Annotated in this window: 17 protein-coding genes; 8 read left to right on the top strand and 9 right to left on the bottom strand. The window is 50.7% G+C overall.

The window, feature by feature from the left end; genetic code table 11:
• Positions 1-29: 29 nt before the first annotated feature.
• Positions 30-1397 carry an L-serine ammonia-lyase gene (locus tag ACN06F_RS13700; RefSeq protein ID WP_433924102.1) on the top strand — a complete coding sequence of 456 codons (1368 nt, stop codon included), beginning with the start codon at positions 30-32 and terminating at the stop codon, positions 1395-1397.
• Here ACN06F_RS13700 and ACN06F_RS13695 read toward each other — a convergent pair.
• Positions 1394-2290, bottom strand: coding sequence for a LysR family transcriptional regulator (locus ACN06F_RS13695; RefSeq protein WP_433924101.1), 897 nt, complete (start codon positions 2288-2290; stop codon positions 1394-1396). The genes ACN06F_RS13700 and ACN06F_RS13695 overlap by 4 nt on opposite strands.
• A gap of 174 nt (positions 2291-2464) precedes the next feature.
• Here ACN06F_RS13695 and ACN06F_RS13690 point away from each other — a divergent pair, with 174 nt between their 5' ends.
• The 3 genes from ACN06F_RS13690 (at position 2465) to mtgA (ending at position 5231) form a co-directional block, all read left to right on the top strand.
• Positions 2465-3574 (top strand): S-(hydroxymethyl)glutathione dehydrogenase/class III alcohol dehydrogenase, encoded by a 1110-nt coding sequence (locus ACN06F_RS13690; RefSeq protein ID WP_038477575.1) that lies wholly within the window; start codon positions 2465-2467, stop codon positions 3572-3574.
• A gap of 75 nt (positions 3575-3649) precedes the next feature.
• Positions 3650-4504 carry an S-formylglutathione hydrolase gene (gene fghA, locus ACN06F_RS13685; RefSeq protein ID WP_095603979.1) on the top strand — a complete coding sequence of 285 codons (855 nt, stop codon included), beginning with the start codon at positions 3650-3652 and terminating at the stop codon, positions 4502-4504.
• Positions 4505-4514: 10 nt separating this feature from the next.
• Positions 4515-5231 (top strand): monofunctional biosynthetic peptidoglycan transglycosylase, encoded by a 717-nt coding sequence (mtgA, locus tag ACN06F_RS13680; protein WP_253485992.1) that lies wholly within the window; start codon positions 4515-4517, stop codon positions 5229-5231.
• Between the two features lie 4 nt (positions 5232-5235).
• Here the strand turns inward: mtgA and ACN06F_RS13675 are convergent, their stop codons facing one another.
• A complete protein-coding gene (locus ACN06F_RS13675) occupies positions 5236-6171 on the bottom strand; it encodes a DMT family transporter (RefSeq protein ID WP_038477567.1) in 936 nt (311 codons plus the stop codon).
• Between the two features lie 145 nt (positions 6172-6316).
• On the opposite strand from ACN06F_RS13675, the gene ACN06F_RS13670 reads away from it, so the two are divergent.
• From ACN06F_RS13670 to ACN06F_RS13660, 3 genes are all read left to right on the top strand, one after another.
• On the top strand, positions 6317-6706 hold the full coding sequence (locus ACN06F_RS13670; RefSeq protein ID WP_038477564.1) for a DUF4168 domain-containing protein: 390 nt from the start codon (positions 6317-6319) through the stop codon (positions 6704-6706).
• Positions 6707-6938: 232 nt separating this feature from the next.
• Positions 6939-8849 (top strand): DUF294 nucleotidyltransferase-like domain-containing protein, encoded by a 1911-nt coding sequence (locus ACN06F_RS13665; RefSeq protein ID WP_038477561.1) that lies wholly within the window; start codon positions 6939-6941, stop codon positions 8847-8849.
• A gap of 1 nt (position 8850) precedes the next feature.
• Positions 8851-9576, top strand: a complete 726-nt coding sequence (locus ACN06F_RS13660; RefSeq protein ID WP_038477558.1) for a 3'-5' exonuclease — start codon at positions 8851-8853, stop codon at positions 9574-9576.
• 95 nt (positions 9577-9671) lie between these two features.
• On the opposite strand, the gene ACN06F_RS13655 is transcribed toward ACN06F_RS13660, so the two are convergent.
• The 5 genes from ACN06F_RS13655 to ACN06F_RS13635 all read right to left on the bottom strand — a co-directional run bounded on the left by ACN06F_RS13655 (position 9672) and on the right by ACN06F_RS13635 (position 15083).
• Positions 9672-11312, bottom strand: coding sequence for a BCCT family transporter (locus ACN06F_RS13655; protein WP_038477555.1), 1641 nt, complete (start codon positions 11310-11312; stop codon positions 9672-9674).
• Positions 11313-11394: 82 nt separating this feature from the next.
• Positions 11395-11817, bottom strand: coding sequence for a universal stress protein (locus tag ACN06F_RS13650; protein WP_038477552.1), 423 nt, complete (start codon positions 11815-11817; stop codon positions 11395-11397).
• A 161-nt stretch (positions 11818-11978) separates the two neighbouring features.
• Positions 11979-12851 carry a glycine betaine ABC transporter substrate-binding protein gene (locus tag ACN06F_RS13645; RefSeq protein ID WP_038477549.1) on the bottom strand — a complete coding sequence of 291 codons (873 nt, stop codon included), beginning with the start codon at positions 12849-12851 and terminating at the stop codon, positions 11979-11981.
• Positions 12852-13044: 193 nt separating this feature from the next.
• A complete protein-coding gene (locus tag ACN06F_RS13640; protein WP_038477546.1) occupies positions 13045-13881 on the bottom strand; it encodes an ABC transporter permease in 837 nt (278 codons plus the stop codon).
• Positions 13881-15083, bottom strand: a complete 1203-nt coding sequence (locus ACN06F_RS13635) for a quaternary amine ABC transporter ATP-binding protein (protein ID WP_038477543.1) — start codon at positions 15081-15083, stop codon at positions 13881-13883. The genes ACN06F_RS13640 and ACN06F_RS13635 overlap by 1 nt, the downstream gene beginning before the upstream one ends.
• Positions 15084-15460: 377 nt before the next feature.
• On the opposite strand from ACN06F_RS13635, the gene ACN06F_RS13630 reads away from it, so the two are divergent.
• Positions 15461-15907 (top strand): LptM family lipoprotein, encoded by a 447-nt coding sequence (locus ACN06F_RS13630; protein WP_433924100.1) that lies wholly within the window; start codon positions 15461-15463, stop codon positions 15905-15907.
• A 236-nt stretch (positions 15908-16143) separates the two neighbouring features.
• Here ACN06F_RS13630 and ACN06F_RS13625 read toward each other — a convergent pair whose 3' ends face one another.
• On the bottom strand, positions 16144-17544 hold the full coding sequence (locus ACN06F_RS13625) for a sigma-54-dependent transcriptional regulator (protein ID WP_038477537.1): 1401 nt from the start codon (positions 17542-17544) through the stop codon (positions 16144-16146).
• An 11-nt stretch (positions 17545-17555) separates the two neighbouring features.
• Positions 17556-19001, bottom strand: coding sequence for a sensor histidine kinase (locus ACN06F_RS13620; protein ID WP_038477535.1), 1446 nt, complete (start codon positions 18999-19001; stop codon positions 17556-17558).
• Positions 19002-19100: the final 99 nt, after the last annotated feature.

Raw genomic sequence — 19100 nt, 5'->3', positions numbered from 1 at the left:
ACAATTACCGCTGAAGGGCAGACAACACAATGGCAATAAGCGTTTTTGATCTCTTTAGAATTGGGATTGGCCCATCAAGCTCTCATACGGTTGGGCCGATGCGTGCGGCGCGCGATTTTAGTCAAGCGGTTATCTCACCCTCGCTGACGCGCATTGTGGCTAGGCTCCACGGTTCGTTAGCTTCTACTGGCATCGGGCATGGTACTGATAGTGCGGTCATCATGGGCTTGATGGGCGAAACGCCAGAGTCAATCGATCCTGACACCATTAATGAGCGGCTACATGCGCTGGATGAAGGCGCTTTAATAACGCTGCCCAATGGGCAAGCGCTATCGTTTGATCGCAGTCAGGATATTGAATGGGACGACCATTGTCTGCCATTTCACCCCAACGCTATGGTGTTGACGGCTTATCAGTACGATACGGTTATTGCGACAAATACTTACTATTCCCTTGGTGGTGGCTTTTATGTCGATCAAGCCTGCGCCGATCAGGGTGGGTTAGACGAAGACAAAACCGCGCTACCTTACCCATTTGAAACGGCTAATGAGTTGTTAGCGCTTTGCCAAACAAATGGTTTGCGTATCAGTGAGCTCATGTTTGAAAACGAAAAAGCATGGCGCAGTGAAGAGGTGATTCGCACAGAGCTGCTGACGATTTGGCAAGCCATGCGCAGCAGCATTGAAAATGGCTTAAAAGCGACGGGACACTTACCCGGTGGATTAAATGTTCGGCGACGCGCCCATGGCTTGCACCAACAGCTGCTTTCACCACCGCAGAATCAACGCTTAATTGTATCGAGCTTTACTGTGATGGATTGGGTCAATTTGTTTGCACTGGCAGTGAATGAAGAGAACGCCGCCGGTAAACGGATGGTCACTGCACCGACGAACGGTGCTGCCGGTATTGTGCCTGCTGTGCTGGCGTACTATTTGAAATTTGAGCCAGATGCCTGTGACGACGATATAGTGGCTTTTTTGTTGGCAGCGGGCGCGATGGGCATATTGTGTAAAAAGAACGCGTCCATTTCCGGCGCGGAAGTCGGCTGCCAGGGAGAAGTCGGCTCTGCTTGTGCGATGGCCGCAGCGGGGCTTGCAGAAGTGCTGGGTGGCTCGCCAAAACAGGTAGAGAACGCTGCTGAGATTGGTCTAGAGCATAATCTTGGCCTTACTTGCGACCCTGTGGCGGGGTTGGTTCAAGTGCCGTGTATTGAGCGAAATGCCATTGCCTCGGTGAAGGCGATCAATGCTGCGCGTATGGCGATGCATGGTGATGGTGAGCATTTTGTATCGTTGGATAAAGTGATTCGCACCATGCGTGACACTGGTCGAGATATGCAAGATAAATACAAAGAGACGTCAAAAGGTGGTTTGGCTGTTAACGCCATCGAGTGTTAGTGAGTAGGGCCGGGTGGCAGCGCTGCATCAATATTGGCCACCAAGTAATCGACGAGCTGACGGATTTTAGGTGATAGGTGGCGGTGACGAGGGTATACCGCCCATACCGCCGTATCGTTGTGTTGGAAAGGTTCCAGAACGGATACCAGTTCGCCACTGGCAAGATAGGGGGCTACGTAGTAATCCGGTAGTTGAGCAAGCCCCAGCCCTTTAAGCGCGGCATCAAGCAGCGCGGGGCCGGAATTGCCGCTCCAGCAGCCTTCCACTTTAACTTCGCGGCGCTGCCCGTTGACTTCAAACAACCAGTTTGAACGTGAACCCATCAGACAACGGTGTTGGCTAAGTTCCGACAGCGTATGTGGCCTGGGAGCTTGACGGAAGTAAGACCGGGAGCCCACGACATACTCCTGCCGTTCGCATAGCCGCCGAGCAATCAAGCTAGAGTCTTTGAGTACCCCCATACGAATGGCAATATCGTAGCCTTCTTCAATAATTTCTACGGGGCGATTAGTGAAGTGCATATGTACTTCAAGCTGCGGGTGCAGACACTGAAAGTCATTCACCAGTGGCGCGACATAGCGCTCGCCGAACGTCGTCGCTGAGGTCAGCTTCAGCAGCCCACGTGGATTTGCCTGAAGCTCGCTGATCGCTTGCTCTGCATCGCGCAGGCCATCAAAAAGATGGCGGCAGTGCTCAACGTAGATTGCCCCAGCATCGGTTAAACGAATTTGCCGTGTTGTGCGGTACAAAAGCTGAACACCCAACTGATTTTCCAGCTGGCTCACCAAGCGGCTAATATGCGATGTCGATACCTTTAAATGGCGTGCGGCCGCTGAGAATGTTCCCAGTCTTACCACCTCGACGAATGCCTCAATACGGTCCCAGCGTTGCACGAACTATCCTTAATTAATTTTTGATTGTTGCTCAGTGGCAATAATCTTGTGAGTGTATCCCGCTTTATCCCACTCGCCTAGCTGGCCTACACTGCAGTCATTAAATCTGATTCGATTAAAACGAGTCCGATAAAACAGTCTTCAGTCTTATGTGACCGTTAAGGAGATGCATAGATGAAATCACGTGCCGCCGTAGCACTCGAAGCGGGTAAGCCGCTTGAATTAGTTGAGATCGATGTGGAAGGTCCAAAAGAGGGCGAGGTGCTGGTGAAGATGGCAGCGACTAGCGTATGCCATACCGATGCTTATACCCTTTCTGGCGCTGACCCAGAAGGTAATTTCCCAGCGGTATTGGGCCACGAAGGTGCTGGTGTGGTGCAAGAAGTTGGCGAGGGTGTGACCAGTGTTAAGCCGGGTGACCATGTTATTCCGCTGTACACCGCCGAGTGCGGCAAATGTAAATTCTGCCTATCTGGTAAAACAAACCTGTGTGGCAGCGTGCGCGCTACTCAAGGTAAAGGTGTGATGCCTGATGGCACCTCGCGCTTTTCACTAGATGGCAAAATGCTGCATCACTACATGGGCACTTCGACTTTCAGCGAGTACACCGTGCTGCCGGAGGTATCGCTTGCGGTGGTCTCCAAAGAAGCGCCGATGGATAAAATTTGCCTGTTGGGCTGTGGCGTTACTACCGGTATCGGTGCGGTACTGAATACGGCAAAAGTAGAGCCAGGCTCCACCATCGCCGTTTTTGGTTTGGGCGCGATTGGTTTGGCGGTCATCCAAGGGGCGGTAATGGCAAAAGCCTCGAAGATTATTGCTATCGATGTGAACCCCGATAAATTTGCATTGGCCAAGCAGTTTGGCGCGACTGACTTCGTTAATCCGAAAGACTACAGCGACCCGATTCAGCAGGTAATCGTCGATATGACCGACGGTGGTGTTGATTACTCCTTTGAGTGTATCGGCAATGTTAACGTGATGCGTTCGGCCCTTGAGTGCTGCCATAAAGGCTGGGGGGAGTCGATTGTCATCGGTGTCGCGGGTGCGGGCGAAGAGATCTCCACGCGTCCTTTCCAACTGGTCACTGGGCGGGTTTGGAAAGGCTCTGCATTTGGCGGTGTCAAAGGACGCAGTGAGTTACCGGGTTACGTCGAGCGCTATATGAATGGTGAGCTGAATATCGACGACTTTATTACCCACGACATGCCGTTTGAGCAAATTAATGAAGCCTTCGAATTGCTCCATGCAGGTAAGAGCATTCGTACCGTGCTGCATTACTGAGTATCATTGGTAATAGGGTAAATGAGCGCGGTAGGGGAAACCCTCCGCGTTTTCATCTTTTTAAGGAGCCGGCCCATGAGCATGAGTGAAACTTTAGAACTAGTGTCTGCCAATCGCAGTTTTGGTGGCTGGCACAAGCGCTACCGCCACTACTCCCGGGCGCTGGATTGCGACATGGTGTTCGCGGTTTACCTGCCTCCTCAAGCAGAGAGCGAGCGCGTGCCGCTGCTTTGGTGGTTGTCAGGTCTAACCTGTAACGATGAAAACTTTATGCAGAAAGCGGGCGCGCACCGTATTGCTGCTGAGCTAGGGGTGGCGATTGTTTGCCCCGATACCAGCCCACGCGGCACCGATCTGCCCGGTGAGCATGAAAGTTACGATCTAGGATCGGGTGCAGGTTTTTATGTGAACGCCACTCAAGCCCCCTGGAAATCGAATTACCGCATGTATGATTACGTGATTGAAGAGCTGCCTTCGGTGGTGCGTCAGCACTTCCCAGTGAACGGGCGTGAGTCGATCAGTGGTCACTCCATGGGCGGTCACGGCGCGTTAATCCTGGCATTGCGTCACCCCGGCCGATTCCGTTCGGTTTCCGCTTTTGCGCCTATTGTTAACCCCATGAACTGTCCTTGGGGGCAAAATGCGTTTACCAGCTATTTGGGCGACGACCAGTCGCGTTGGCGCCAGTACGATGCCTGCGAGCTGGTCGCTAATGGTGCCTCTCGTCAACGACTGTTCATTGACCAGGGTGAAGCTGATCAGTTTCTGGAAGAGCAATTAATGCCCGAGCGTTTAGAGGCCGTGTGTGAAGCGCATGATCATCCGCTAACACTGCGCCGCCAGCCAGGCTACGATCATAGCTACTTCTTTATCGCCTCGTTCATCGAGGAGCATTTGCGCTATCATGCAGAACACCTCATGAAGCGCTAAGGATATCGAAATGCTTAATCGCGCGTTGCGCCGTTTTCTTGGTTTGATATGGCGTCTTATTTGGCGTGGCGCGCTGGCTTTTATTGTTCTCTCAATTGCGCTGGTTTTACTATTCCGTTTTGTGCCACCTCCTGGCTCAATGGTGATGGTAGAGCGCAAAATACAAAGCTGGGTAAACAGCGAACCTATCGATATACAACGCCAATGGAGAAGCTGGGACAATCTATCCAGCAATGCCAAGTTGGCGGTGATCGCTGCTGAAGACCAGCGCTTTCCTCAGCATCGTGGTTTTGATTTAGTTGAGTTGAAGCGTGCCCTGAAGGCCAGTCTCGATGGCGAACGATTGCGGGGTGCCAGCACGCTCAGTCAGCAAACAGCTAAGAATGTTTTTTTATGGAGCGGCCGTAGCTGGGCCCGTAAGGGGCTAGAAGTATGGTTTACGTTGCTGATCGAAATGCTGTGGAGCAAGCAACGCATACTGGAAGTGTATTTAAACGTCGCTGAGTGGGATACGGGAGTATTTGGGCTAGAAGCGGCGGCGGGGCACTATTTTGGCGCTTCTGGCAGTGCATTGACCGAACGGCAAGCAAGCCTGCTAGCGGCTATTCTTCCTAGCCCGCGTACCCGCAGCGCGTCACGGCCAGACGCTCAGGTAGAGCGCCGCAGCCAGTGGATTCTTCAGCAAATGCGTAATCTAGGCGGTGTCCGTTACTTGGAGCGCTTGTAGCGCTTTAAGCTTCTCCTTTGTTGCTAGGTTTACGTACCACCATGACCACCCCAGCAATGGCAATGACCATGCCAGCCAGTCCGAGCAGGGGCAGGCGCTCGTCGAACAGCCACCACGCTTGTAGCGCAGTGACCGGAGGCACCAGATAAAACAGACTGGCAACGCGGGAGGCTTCCCCTTTTTTAATCAACGCCATTAATAGCAAGATGGCGGCGATAGACAGAATAAGTACTAGCCAACCAAGAGTGAGCACAAACGTTAAGCTCCATTCGACCTGGCGGGTTTCAAACAGCAGTGCACCAATGCCCAATAGCATGCCAGCCGCTATGTATTGAATTACCGCCCCGGAAAGAAGTGGCATGCTGGTGCAGTAGCGTTTCTGATAAAGCGTCCCCAATGAAATTCCCACCAACGCAGCCATCACGCTAACCAAGGCGCCAAGGCCAAAGCCAGCAAAAAGTGAGGTGCCGAACTCTAGCTTGCTGCCCAATACCAGACAGATGCCCACAAGGCCAAGCAGTAGCCCTAGCCATTGGCGGGTGGTTAGGCGCTCACCCAACAACGGGCCGGCACAGGCTGCTGTTAATAGTGGTTGAAGGCCAACCAATAACGCTGCCAGCCCGGCAGGCATGCCCAAATAAATACCGTAAAAAACTCCACCTAAATAAGTGCCGTGTACCAAAAGTCCTGAAACGCCTATATGCAGCCAGAGTACTGGCGAAGAAGGCCAGGCAATGCGCATTAACCACGTCAGTGGAATAAGCAGCATCAGGGTGAGCACGAAACGAATAAACAAAAACGTGAAAGGTTCTGCGTAGGGCAGGCCAAATTTTGCGCCAATGAATCCCGTGCTCCAGAGTAAAACAAATAATCCAGGCATAGCGGCAAGGCCTAAAGAAACCGTATTTATATTTTTTAAGTAACTAATATTATTGGTCATAATTCCTCGGTGTGAGAATTCACTGCATGCTTGTCTGTTACGTTGCGTTCTTTCTGTTACTAACTTTTACATAAAAAGTTGAACCTGTTCCTGAACAACGCGTCACACGGTGCACATTCATAACGCATCAATGAGGTTTCTTTCTATGCAACGTATGACTGCTCTGTTCTCTGCTGCTCTTCTCGCTACTGGTCTTCTGGCTGGCACCGCTCACGCGCAGCAAACTCAGGACCCTGCTCAGGATCCGATGGCTACCCAGCAAGCGCCCGCTCAGGATTTTTCTGATCAGCAGTTACAACAGTTTGCCGATGCTTCTCAAGAAATCGCCGTGATCTCTCAAGAGTACACACAGCGTCTGCAGGAAGCAGAAGATGAGTCCACTCAACAGGAAGTTCGCGCTGAAGCCAACGACCGTATGATTGAAGTCGTTGAAGATAGCGGTCTAGATGTTGATACCTTTAACGCCATTGGTCAGTCAATCCAGCAAGACCCTGAAATGATGCAGCGTGTTCAGGAAATGGCTAACCAGTCGTAACTCTGTTTATGACAATTCTGGTTTAAAGTTATGGTGATAGGTTCTATGGTAGTTCTCCTTGAGCTAGACACCTATGTAGCATAACTCGTTTGATCCAATGCAAACCCAGCGTTCTACGCTGGGTTTTTTGCTTTTGTTCACTCTCATTTGTGACTGGAGGGTTTACGGTACACGCTATCCAAGACAAACTTCATCTATTGATGATGCTGCCGCGCCAAGTGCAGGAGATCGCATGGATGTTGAACTGTTAGAAATACGTCAGCATATGGGGCAGTTTCCCCCGTTTGATGGCTTATCGGATGTATTGCTAGACGCCATTGCCGAGCAGGTTCAAGTACGCTACTACAAAACTGGGAGCGATATATTAAAGTTTGACGATATACTCACGGAATTGTGCTATATCCGTAGCGGAGCCGTTGAGGTATATCGTCGTCAAGGTGAGCTTTATAACCGCTTGGGCGAAGGGGATATCTTTGGGCATTTTAGCCTGCTGAGAAACCATAAAGTTCGGTTACCCGCTAAAGCGATCGAAGATACGCTAATCTACTTTATACCCAACGTCGTCTTTCAGCGACTTTGTGAAGAAGACGATGATTTTGCTGACTTTGTTGAGCTCGAACGCCCTCGTTTAGAAACTGCAGCAGAGCAGCAGAAGAAATCTAACGATATGATGGTTACGCGGATACGCAAATTGGTAACGCGTTATCCCGTCATGGTTGAGTCCACTACTACCGTCCAGCAAGCCGCTAAGCAAGTGAACGATGCTCAAGCGTCGGCGGTGCTGGTAATTAATGAAGGCAGTGATAATCCGCGTTACAGCTTTCAGGACAGCGAAGGCAAAACGTGGCAAATGTGCGGTATTCTGACGGATAGTGACTTCCGTACCCGCATTGTAGCTGAAGGGCTGTCAGCGCAAACGGCCATTGGCGAGGTTGTTTCCGAACGGTTAATTACCATTCAGTCGGATGCGTCGGTTTACGAAGCCATGCTGACGATGCTGCGTAACAATGTTCACCACTTACCGGTGCTCTACCGACAGCGTCCGGTTGGGGTTGTTCACCTCTCCGATATTATTCGTTACGAGACGCAAAGTGGGCTGTACCTAGTAAGCAATATTTTCAACCAGTCCAGCGCCCAAGGGTTAGCAAAACTTGCTCCAGATGTGCGCGCTGCTTTTGTAAGAATGGTGCAAGAAGGTGCTAATTCGCAGATGGTGGGGAGTGCCCTGTCGACCATTGGGCGTAGTTTTACGCGGCGACTGCTAGAGCTTGCCGAAGAAGCGCTGGGGCCACCGCCGGTGCCTTACTGTTTTATGGTTAACGGCTCCATGGCGAGGAATGAGCAAAGTATCGTCACCGATCAGGATAATGCACTGATCTTGTCAGACGACTTTAACCCCGACGAACACGACGACTACTTTCACGCGTTAGCGGCCTTTGTAAGCGATGGCTTAGACGCCTGCGGTTATACCTACTGTAAAGGCGATGTGATGGCGACTAACCGCCAGTGGCGTCAGCCGTTGCATGTTTGGAAGCGTTATTTCCAAGACTGGATGGCGAACCCAACCCCTGAACGACTACTCCATAGTTCGATTTTCTTCGATTTAGACAGCATTTACGGCGAAGACCATTTTGTTGAAGCGCTTCAGGATTTGATTGCCCAAACGGCGCCCCAGTCGCCACTGTTTTTGGCGGCCATGGCCCGTAATGCGCTGAATCGAACACCGCCGCTTGGGTTCTTCCGTACGTTTGTGATGGAAAAGGATGGCAAACATAACAACTCAATCAACCTAAAACGGCGTGGTACCGCCCCGATGGTTGACCTTATTCGGGTACATGCGTTGGCCTGTGGGTCTAAAGCGCAAAACTCGTTCCAGCGCTTAAATGATATAAGCAATACCCAACTGCTGGCGACGGGTGTAAGCGATAAGCTCAGTTACGCATTTGAGTTTTTATGTATGTCGCGGATTCGCCATCAAGTGATAGATCTGCAAGAAGACCGTTTCCCCGATAATAATATCGAACCGGAGAATGTTGAGGATAGCGAGCGCCACACGCTTAAAGATGCTTTCCAAGTACTCAACAACGCGCAAAAATTCTTGAAGTTCCGCTATCCCGTTCCCGCTCAGCGGCAGGGGCGATAAGATGCATGGAATCCGGCCCCGCCAAAAAGTAGTTCAAGCTAACTGGATAGGCTATATGGCTGAGCGAGCCGAAAAGGCTCATGATAGTGCGCTTAGACAATTCTTTGCAACGCCGCTACCCAGCCCGGATACACCTATCGCGCAAGTGCCGATGGTAGCGTTAGATATGGAAACAACGGGATTGGACGAGCGGCGTCACGCGATTGTCAGCATTGGGGTAGTGCCTTTCACACTGGATCGCATTCCGCTTGCTCAGCGTCGCTACTGGGTAGTGAAGCCCTCGCGACCCTTAGATGAGGCGTCCATTGCTTACCATCACATCACGCATTCTGAAATCGCCACTGCGCCTGACTTTGATGCCGTGTTGGATGAGCTATTAGCTGTGCTGGCAGGGCGGCTTGTGGTGGTGCATTTTCGCAACATCGAACGCCCGTTTCTTGATGCTGCCGTAAAAGCACGACGGGGAGAAGGGGTGATGTTCCCGATGATCGATACGATGTCGCTTGAAGCGCGCATGCATCGACAAACGTTATGGGCACGGTTTCGCCGTTGGTTAGGGCGTCCGCCTGTTTCGATTCGTTTAAATGCCAGTCGTGAACGCTATGGCCTGCCTGTCTATCAAGGGCATCACGCGCTGGTCGATGCACTGGCGACAGCAGAACTGTTGCAAGCGCAGATCAGTCATCACTACACGCCTGAGACGCAGTTGAAAGATATTTGGGTTTGAGCAGCGCAGCGTTACTTAACGCAAACGGGCAGCCAAATGGCTGCCCGTTTGTGGTTTAGTGCAAGTGCATTTAGTTTAATGGTTAGTGATTCACATCATACCGCTTTGGGTTCGCTCATCAGACCTTTGATAATGGCATAACATGCCACTAGCAAGATGATGGTGAACGGGAAACCGGTAGAAACCGCCATAGTTTGCAGTGCGGTCAGACCACCGCCAAGCAGCAACGCAATTGCGATAGCCCCTTCGATAATTGCCCAGAACACGCGCTGAGGCTTCGGTGCATCCACCTTGCCGCCTGCAGTAATGGAGTCGATAACCAGTGAGCCAGAGTCAGAAGAGGTCACAAAGAAAATAATGACCAGTAGAATCGCAATAAACGAGGTGATTTGTGACAGTGGTAACTGCTCAAGCATGATAAACAGCTGTAAATCCACGCCTGCGTCGCGCACAGCTTCAATGCCTTGGTTAACGTACTGATCAATGGCGGTGCCGCCAAAGGTAGTCATCCAGAGTACCGATACAATAGAAGGTACCAACAATACTGAAATTAGAAATTCGCGAACAGTGCGGCCACGTGAAACCCGTGCGATAAACATACCAACGTACGGAGACCAGGAGATCCACCAAGCCCAGTAGAAGGCAGTCCAGCCTTGGCTAAAGTTCGCGTCTTCACGGCCAAACGGATTCGACAGTGCTGGCAGATGAACAACATAATTAAGAAGGTTTTCAAAGAAACCTGTCGCGATAAGCAGTGTTGGGCCAACGGCAATAACGAAGAAAAGCAGCAAAGCCGCCATGGCGATGTTGATTTTTGAAAGCAACTGAACGCCTTTATCGACACCGGCCAGAATTGAACCAATGGCGATAATAGTGATGCCTATGATGAGTAGAATCATCGTGATATCGCTTTCTGGCGCGCCAAACAAGTAGCTTAGCCCTGCGGCTGCTTGGGTTGCACCTAAGCCCAGCGAAGTTGCCAAACCAAAAAGCGTGGCAAATACCGCCAAAATGTCGATTAGATGCCCTGGCCAGCCCCAGACGCGCTCACCCAGTATGGGGTAGAACACCGAGCGCATAGACAGTGGTAGCCCTTTGTTAAACGAAAACAAGGCAAGTGACAGCGCTACTACGGCGTAAATCGCCCAGGGATGTAGGCCCCAGTGAAAGATAGTGGCTGCCATACCTAGCGCCGCTGCGCCAGCAGCATCACCCTCAGCGCCTGCTAATGGTGCCCAGCTTCCACCATCAAAGGATGTACCAAAGTGGGTCAGCGGCTCGTTAACACCAAAGAACATCAAGCCAATGCCCATGCCTGCGGCAAATAGCATTGAAAACCAACCCACATAGGTAAAGTCGGGCTTTGCATCAGCGCCGCCAATGCGGATTTTACCTAGTGGGGAGATAATTAACCCAAGACACAGAATAACGAAAATATTGGCGGCAAATATAAAGAACCACGCCAAATTACCGGTCAAGAAACTAAAAATAGCGTCATAAACCGGTGCAATAGTGTCTTGTAGGGCGAGTGTTAAAACGACAAACAGTAGAACCACAATCGACGAAATGGTGAAAACCTTGCCGTGTAGGTCGAGGTTAACGCCCATGGTGCTGGTGGTTATATTGTCTTGACCAATAACGTAATCGGTATCGATCAGGTTTGCCGGCCCCTCCGGGGCAGGAATGCCTTCCGAGACAGGCTCTTCAGGTGGTCGATTTTGCGGCTTTTTATCCACAAATTTGCTCCCATCATTATTAAAAGTGCGTGCTGTTAAGCGCGAGTTGTCAACGGATTGCTTCTACAACGCAAGAGCGCGTTTATTGGGCCACTCGAATCAGGAAAACGGAGACGTCTGTGTGGGTGGCTACTTTGCTGCCATGGGACGGCATAATAATGTCCAGGTGGCGGGGTAAATGTGTTGCCATTACCACCAAATCAGCCCCCGTTTCCTCCACTGCATCGACAAGCTGCTTATCCACATTAGCAACGGGATCCGTCGAGCTGTAAACCCTAATACTTACCGGTTGACCGTGCACTTTATGCCGCTCGTGGGCAAAAGCTTCAAGTTTTTGCTCGTACTCTTGGGGAGTGCGGGCAACGCTTGTAGGTGTATTAGCGGTAACGCCAACGTAGATGATATGAGCATCATATCGCTTAGCAAGGTCTGCCACTACGCTTAAGGCAGGCTCCAGTAGCTCTAGATGAGCAAGATCGACTGGCACCATAATGTTCTTAAACACAGTACGCTCCTCATATAGCTCCATTTAGCATGGGTTTACCGTACTAATTAAAGCTATATCGTTTTTTTGAAAACAGTGGGTTGCAACAAATGAGCTGAAGCGAAGTGCGGCTTCAGCTCATTAATCATTCTACTAATAAACTGTATTTAGCCAAGACAATATTAGTTGCTTAGCCACTGTTCGACGACATCTTGATTATCTTCAACCCATTGCTTGGCATTTTCGTAGGGGTCGCTGCCATCTTCCTGATTCATCAGCATGACCTCACCCATCTGCTCGGGCGTCCACTCAAAAGAGTCAAGGATGGCGTAGGCTTCCGGCAAGTCATCTTTTAGACCTTGGCGTACCACGGTGTGAATCTGCTCAGCACCGCCATAAACATTTTCCGGATCTTCAAGGTATTTCAGATCGAAGCGGGCAAACATCCAGTGTGGCGTCCAGCCAGTTACCACAACATCTTCTTCATTGTTAATCGCGCTTGAAAGCGCTGCGGTCATGGTGGCACCGCTACCGCTACGCAGGCGCAGCCCGAGGTCATAGGTATCCACGACCTCTTCAGTAAGAGCCATCAGGCCCGCACCGGGGTCAATACCGATGATCTCGCCGTTAAAGCTGTCGGCGTTGTCGTTTAGGTCGGCAATAGAATCAACATCTGTGTAAGCCGGTACTACCAATCCCAGCTTGGTGCCATCCAAGTTCATGCCGAGATCTTCAATATTGTCACCTACACGCTCCATGTAGTCTGCGTGAGTCGTGGGTAGCCAAGCGGCGACGATGGCATCGGCGTCGCCAGTGGAAAGCGCCTGGAACATAGCGGCGGCAGAAAGCGACGTTAGTTCAACATCGAAACCCGCTTGCTCTAATACAGCAGCGACGACGTTGGTAGATGCTACTTCAGACGACCACTCAACATAGGCAAGGTTGATAGTGCCCTGATCTTGGGCGTGGGCCAGACTTCCGGCGGTCACACCTGCACCGGTAATGAGGGCTAATGAGGCGAGGCGGATGCGGTGATTCAACGTACGACTTTTCATTCACTTGCTCCTTGGGAAAATAGTCCTGGCGTCTATCAATATAGTGGTTAAGCGCCACAACTGTAGTAAGCATGCTTTCCAACGTTGCTTAACTAAAAATTTATAGGCGCGCTATCAGCATGCACATCCAAAAAGAGTGCATCAAGAAGATCAGTCAACGCAGCACGATGGTGGCCGCGCGATCTTCCTTGATTCACTGTGAGCGGCGCGTTTTCCGTAGTGATTGAGTTAAACGGTCAAGTAACATGGCTAGAATGACCACGGCGATACCAGCTTCAAAGCCATCACCGGGGCGTAGCCGCTGAATAGCACGCCACACTTCGCTACCTAGGCCATCTGCACCAATCATGGCGGCGATAACCACCATCGAAAGTGCCAGCATAATGGTCTGGTTAATACCCGCCATCACTGTGGGTAGCGAGAGCGGAAGCTGAACCTTGAAAAGTTTTTGGCTGCGCGTTGCGCCATAGGCATCGGCGGCTTCAATAAGCTCAACCGGCACCTGGCGGATACCTAACGTTGTGAAGCGAATCGCAGGCGGCATCGAGAAAATTACCGTTGCAAAAATGGCGGATACAGAACCAATGCCGAAAAACGGAATTGCTGGTATCAGGTAAACAAAGGCGGGCATGGTCTGCATAAAGTCCAATATCGGCATGATCAATCGGTACAGTCGATTAGATAATGCTGCCGCAATGCCGACAGGCAATGCGATAATCACGGCAACCAGGGTGGCGAAGACCACCAGCGTGAGCGTCTCAATCATTGGGTTCCAGAGACCCAAGTTCCAAATTAAGGCTAGCCCGGCTACTGAACCAATCGCTAAGCGAGCACCCGCTAGCCTCCAGCAGAGTAGGGTGATTAACCCAAGTAGCGCCCATTCAGGTAGCCACATCAAGCTATCGTTCAAAACATCAATGCCGGTTTGAGTAAAACGGGAAATTGCCCGAGTGACGGCTGAATATTCGCTGGTCAACCAGGTCAGGCCACTTTCGATCCAATCGCCAAGGGGGATGCTTGGAATATCCATTACTGTTCTCCTGCTCGTGCTAATTCATCCAGTACCGCGCCCTTCACAACGACACCTAGCAACCGCTGCTGCTCGTCAATGACGGCGATGGGAAAGCTTTTATCGCTAAACATAGCGAACAGGTTTTGCAGGGGTTCTTCAGGGGGGACTTTGCGGAAGTCTTGAGTCAGGTGATCAATAATAGTATCTGACTTGGCATCAATCGCCTTGCTCGCCGACTCGGCCTCTAGCAGGCCGATTAGGCGGCGGTCACGATCAGTGACATAAATTGAATCAATACTGTGGTCACGCATACGATGTAGTGCAGTGCGTGGGCCGTCGCTTTCGCGGGCGGTAGAGCGCACGGGGCGCATGGCGCTCTCGGCGGTTAATACACGCGAACGATCGACACCTTCGATAAAGCGGCGCACATAGTCATCAGCAGGTTGGGTTAATATTTCTTCCGGTGTACCAATCTGTACGACTTCGCCATCTTTAAGCAGCACGATGCGATCACCAATATTGAGCGCTTCATCTAAATCATGGGTGATGAAGACGGTTGTTTTCTGCATTTTAGATTGCAGTTGCAACAGCTCTTGCTGCATATCCTTGCGGATTAAAGGATCCAGCGCTGAAAAGGCTTCATCCATTAATAGCACGGTGGAGTCATTCGCCAGGGCGCGGGCTAGGCCGACACGCTGTTGCATACCACCGGAAAGCTGATTCGGATAAGCCTCTTCCCAGCCATCTAGCCCCACTTGGGTTAGCGCGTTTTGGGCAATTTGCTTACGCTCAGCTTTATCGACACCGCGGATTTCAAGCCCGAACTCGGCGTTTTGGCGTACAGTGCGGTGTGGGAATAGCGCAAAATTTTGAAAAACCATAGAAAAATGGCGGCGGCGACACTCCAACAGCGCCTTTTCGCTTAACGTGGGAATATTCTCGCCATCAATGATTATTTCGCCTTCGGTGGTATCAATCAGGCGGTTCAAACACCGAATTAACGTTGACTTGCCAGAACCAGAAAGCCCCATAATGACGAGCAGTTCGCCTTCATAGACATCGAATGAGATGTTTGAAAGGCCTAACGTTTGGCCAGTTTTCTCAAGAATTTCAGGGCGTTTTAAACCCTGGTCACGAAGCTCAAGGGCTTTTTTCGGCTGCTTGCCAAATACCTTGCTTAAGCCGCGAACCTGAATTTTGACAGGGCGTGTCTCGTCCATCAGCGATGCCTTTTGCGTGAATGAGCAGCCTTGTGTCGTTGCTCAGCTAGCTTTCCGATGCCAAATGGCTTTCCCTGCAAACAGCGACACAAAACGGTTCATAATTAGAATTTAAGTTTTAGCTTGGTTATTTATTAATATTTATTATACATAAGTGGGTAGGGTGTGTCACAACGCCTCCTGCGCTAAGCGTCAAAAGGTGTCACATGTGTCAGTTTTAACCCGCAGTAACAATTTTCTGGGCATAGAATTAATCTGGTGTTTTTTTATAAATTTTTGATTTTTGTAGATAAATTTATATTTTTCGGTTTTTGGTATGAGCTATGCAGTGAATTAGGTAGTTAATCGATATTTTGGTTAGAAGGGAGGTAAGCCTAATGGATAAACCAGTTAATCAAGTTACCAAACGCCCCCGTGTGCTTACATTGTGCATGTTAGCAGCTACCGTTAGCACATTAGCTCTTGCTGGTTGTGGTAACGGTGATGAGCCAATGCCGCCTGCCGAACAGCCAGAAACGATGGAACAAGATGCGACTTCCTCTACTGGACAGGCAACTACCGCAAGCGATGCTACCGCATCGGATATTACTTCTGACCCCATGATGAACGATGAGCCTGCAGTGGCTGATGACTCTGACATGGGCGATCCCGGGCTAAGCGATGATGCCGCCGCATCACAAGAACCTATGCCAGGTGAAGAGCCTATGCCAGATGAAGAGGCTAGCAACCCAGAAGATCCTGAAGAAAACCCAGGATTTGGTGAAGGTACTGACCCGATGCCAGGTGCTGATGAGAATGATGATGCGATGAATAGCGGCCAGTAATCGTTAACGCTCCCTACGATGATAAGCCGACCCAGCTGTCTGTTCCCTGCGGCTGCTCCACACGGTTTATCATCCTTTTCCCCCCGCGCCCGCGGGGGTTTTTTATGTGATCCGTGAACCCTCTTTGATAAGAAAATTCCCCACACGTACGCCATTTTGGCAAGGTAGTGCATAGCTTGTCGTCACATAGACGAATAGTCGGTTACACCGGTGAGTGGCCGACTATTTGCGTTAATTTATTCCTCGTTATCCTCTAAACGACGATAAAGCGTTCGTCGAGCAATACCCAGCACTTCAGCCGTACGCCGTTTATTGCCGCCGGTGGCCTCTAACACTTTACGTATGTAGCGCTTTTCTACTTCTTCCAGGCTGGGCCAGCGGGTAGGTGCAGGTGCTGGAACCTGAGTGCCAGGTAACACTTCACCAGTAAGTGTCGGCGTTATTTCCGAGCCGTTATGTTGGCTAGCCTGTTCGCGTAAACGCTCTGGCAAATCTTGGTGTTGCAATATGCCTTCTTCGCTCAGTGTTACGGCTCGCATAATGGCGTTTTCCAGCTCGCGTACGTTGCCGGGGTAGGTGTAGTTCAACAGGCTATTTAGCGCTTCGGGCTCGATTTGTTCAATCTGCTTACTTTGCGCTTCGGCGTGTTTGTCGATTAATGCAAATACAAGATGCTCTATATCGGTGCCACGCTCACGCAGTGGAGGAATGCGCAGAGAGAACGTCTCAAGGCGATAGAACAAGTCACTGCGAAAGTTCTCTTGTTCGATCTCTTTTTCAAGATTGCGATGGGTCGCGGCAATGATGCGGACATCTACCGGCTCCTCACGCTCGCCGCCAACGGGTCGTACCGTCTTTTCTTGCAGCGCACGCAGCAGTTTGGCTTGGAGATTAACCGGCATTTCGCCAATCTCATCCAAAAACAGGCTACCGCCTTGAGCGCTATGAAACAGACCGCGGCGCGCTTCGTTAGCCCCGGTGAATGCCCCTTTTACATGACCAAAAAACTCACTTTCCATTAGATCGGCAGGAATGCTGGCACAGTTTACAGGCACAAAGGGTGCTTCGTGACGTTTGCTTTCTTGGTGGATAGCGCGAGCCAATAGCTCTTTACCGGTACCGCTTTCGCCCAGAATCAAAATAGGCGCATCGCTTTTAGCCAGCCGAGATGCATCATGAAACAGAGACTGCATTCCTGAGCTTTTTCCGACAATACCGTGAAACTGGCTCAACTCAGTATCGTGGGAGAGAGACAAACGCTGGCGCTCTAAGACGCGAAAGACTGCCTCGCGAATGGCATCTAAATCCAATGGTTTAGTTAAAAAGTCATCGGCTCCCAGCTTTAGCGCCTCGACGGCTTGGTCAATGGTGCCAAAGGCAGTGATGACAATAATGCCCAGCTCGCTGCCGCTTTGACGCAGTTGCTGAAGTAACTGAATGCCGGTCATTCCAGGAAGACGTACATCCGTAATCATCATTGCCACAGCTGTATGGCTTAGTAGCGCCAAGGCGTCTTCGGCACTGGGAACGCCTAGCGTGTCATAGCCCGCGTCGTTGAGCTCTTCTTCTAATAACTCACGTATAGCGGCGTCATCTTCCACTACCAATAAAGGTAAAAGGTGTTCCTGATGGGTCACAAACGTTTTCCTCAAGCGGATGCGGTTTCACTAAGGGGGAGCGTAATCTCGAATCCAGCGCCGCCAAGGCCGCTATCAAATACGCCAATCGTCCCGCCGTGGTCGTTAATAATGCGATGCACCATGGAGAGCCCTAAGCCACTGCCTTGGCCCACCGGTTTGGTCGTAAAGAAAGGATCAAATACTTGCTGATGATGCGACGCTGGAATGCCAGGCCCGTCATCTTCCACCCAGAGTGTTAGCTCTTCACTATATTGCTTGGCACTAAGGCGTATACAGCTAACATCTGGTGCTTGCGCTGCGTTGCGTAATAGATTGGTGAGTACCTGCACAATTTGCTGCCCATTGACCAATAAATGGGGGGTAGGGGAGGGAAGATCAATATCCAAGTGAATATTTCGTGGCTCCAGCTCCTCTTCCACTAACTCACTGGCACTCAGAATAAGCTGATCCAACGCTTGTGTGTCTTTCTCTACGTTATGTTGTCTGCCTAGTTCCATTAATTGGCGGACAATTTGAACAATTCTTTCGACTTCGCCTCGGATACGGCCTAATCGTGCACGTTCGTCATCGCCAATGGTGTCCCTGCGGGCTAAGCGCTGGGCTTGGCCATTGATGACGGTTAATGGCGCGCCAATTTCATGGGCGACACCGGCCGCCAAAACGCCTAACTCGGCCAGCTTTTTAGATTTGCGCAGGCGCTTTTCTAGTTCGATTTCGCGCTGCCGACGAGCATCAATATCGCGATCTTTTTCTGCCATGGCATCTAGCATGCCGTTCAAGCCTGATGCTAAGCGACGATATTCCGTCGGGCCATCGACCGTAGCCCGTTGGCTGCGGTCGCCATCTTCCACAAGTAACATCACGTGCAAAAGACGATTGAGCGGTCGTTCTATATAGTGCCTAAAGCCCCACCAGATGCTAAAAACAATACCGGCCGCTCCGATTACAAACACTAAAACCGCCACAATGCTGATAAAGCCCGTATAGTTTTCGATGCCGGTATTAAGTCGATTTACCTGCAGAACACCTCGTACCGTACCATCTTGCGCCCGCAGCGGAATCAATGCTGAGTAGTACGTCCAGCCTTCCTGTTGGCGGTAATTGCTATACAGGTCATCTTGTTCGATAACCTGCTGAATTTCATCCGGCGTAAACAGGTCTTTGCCCAACCCCAGCCCATAAACTTCCCGGCCTTGGGTGTCGAACACATAAGCACCATAGATACGATGGAATGAAAAAGCGGATTGCAGTGCTTCTTCTAGCGGGGTGTCGCTATCGCGAGTGACGGCGTAACTCAGTGATGTGCCCAGTGCACGGGTGATAATCTCAACTTCGGTTTGCAGCTTGGAACGCACGTTATCTTCTAGCGACTTGATAGCCACTAGGCTAAAAACCACTAGAATGACAAACAGTGGCACGATGACCGTCAAAATAATTAAATTACGTAGTCGCATCAGGCATCCGTGATGAATACTGGCTGTTCAGCAGTGGACAGCATTGGCAGCGTACATAGATAGTGTAAATAAATAGACAGTATCAATAGGCAGTATAAA

The organism is Vreelandella sp. 21, assembly GCF_050995515.1.
In the GTDB taxonomy this organism is placed as follows: Bacteria; Pseudomonadota; Gammaproteobacteria; order Pseudomonadales; family Halomonadaceae; genus Vreelandella; species Vreelandella alkaliphila.
The sequence above is the reverse complement of the archived record's forward strand: the minus strand, read 5'-3'. Positions and strand labels throughout refer to the sequence as shown.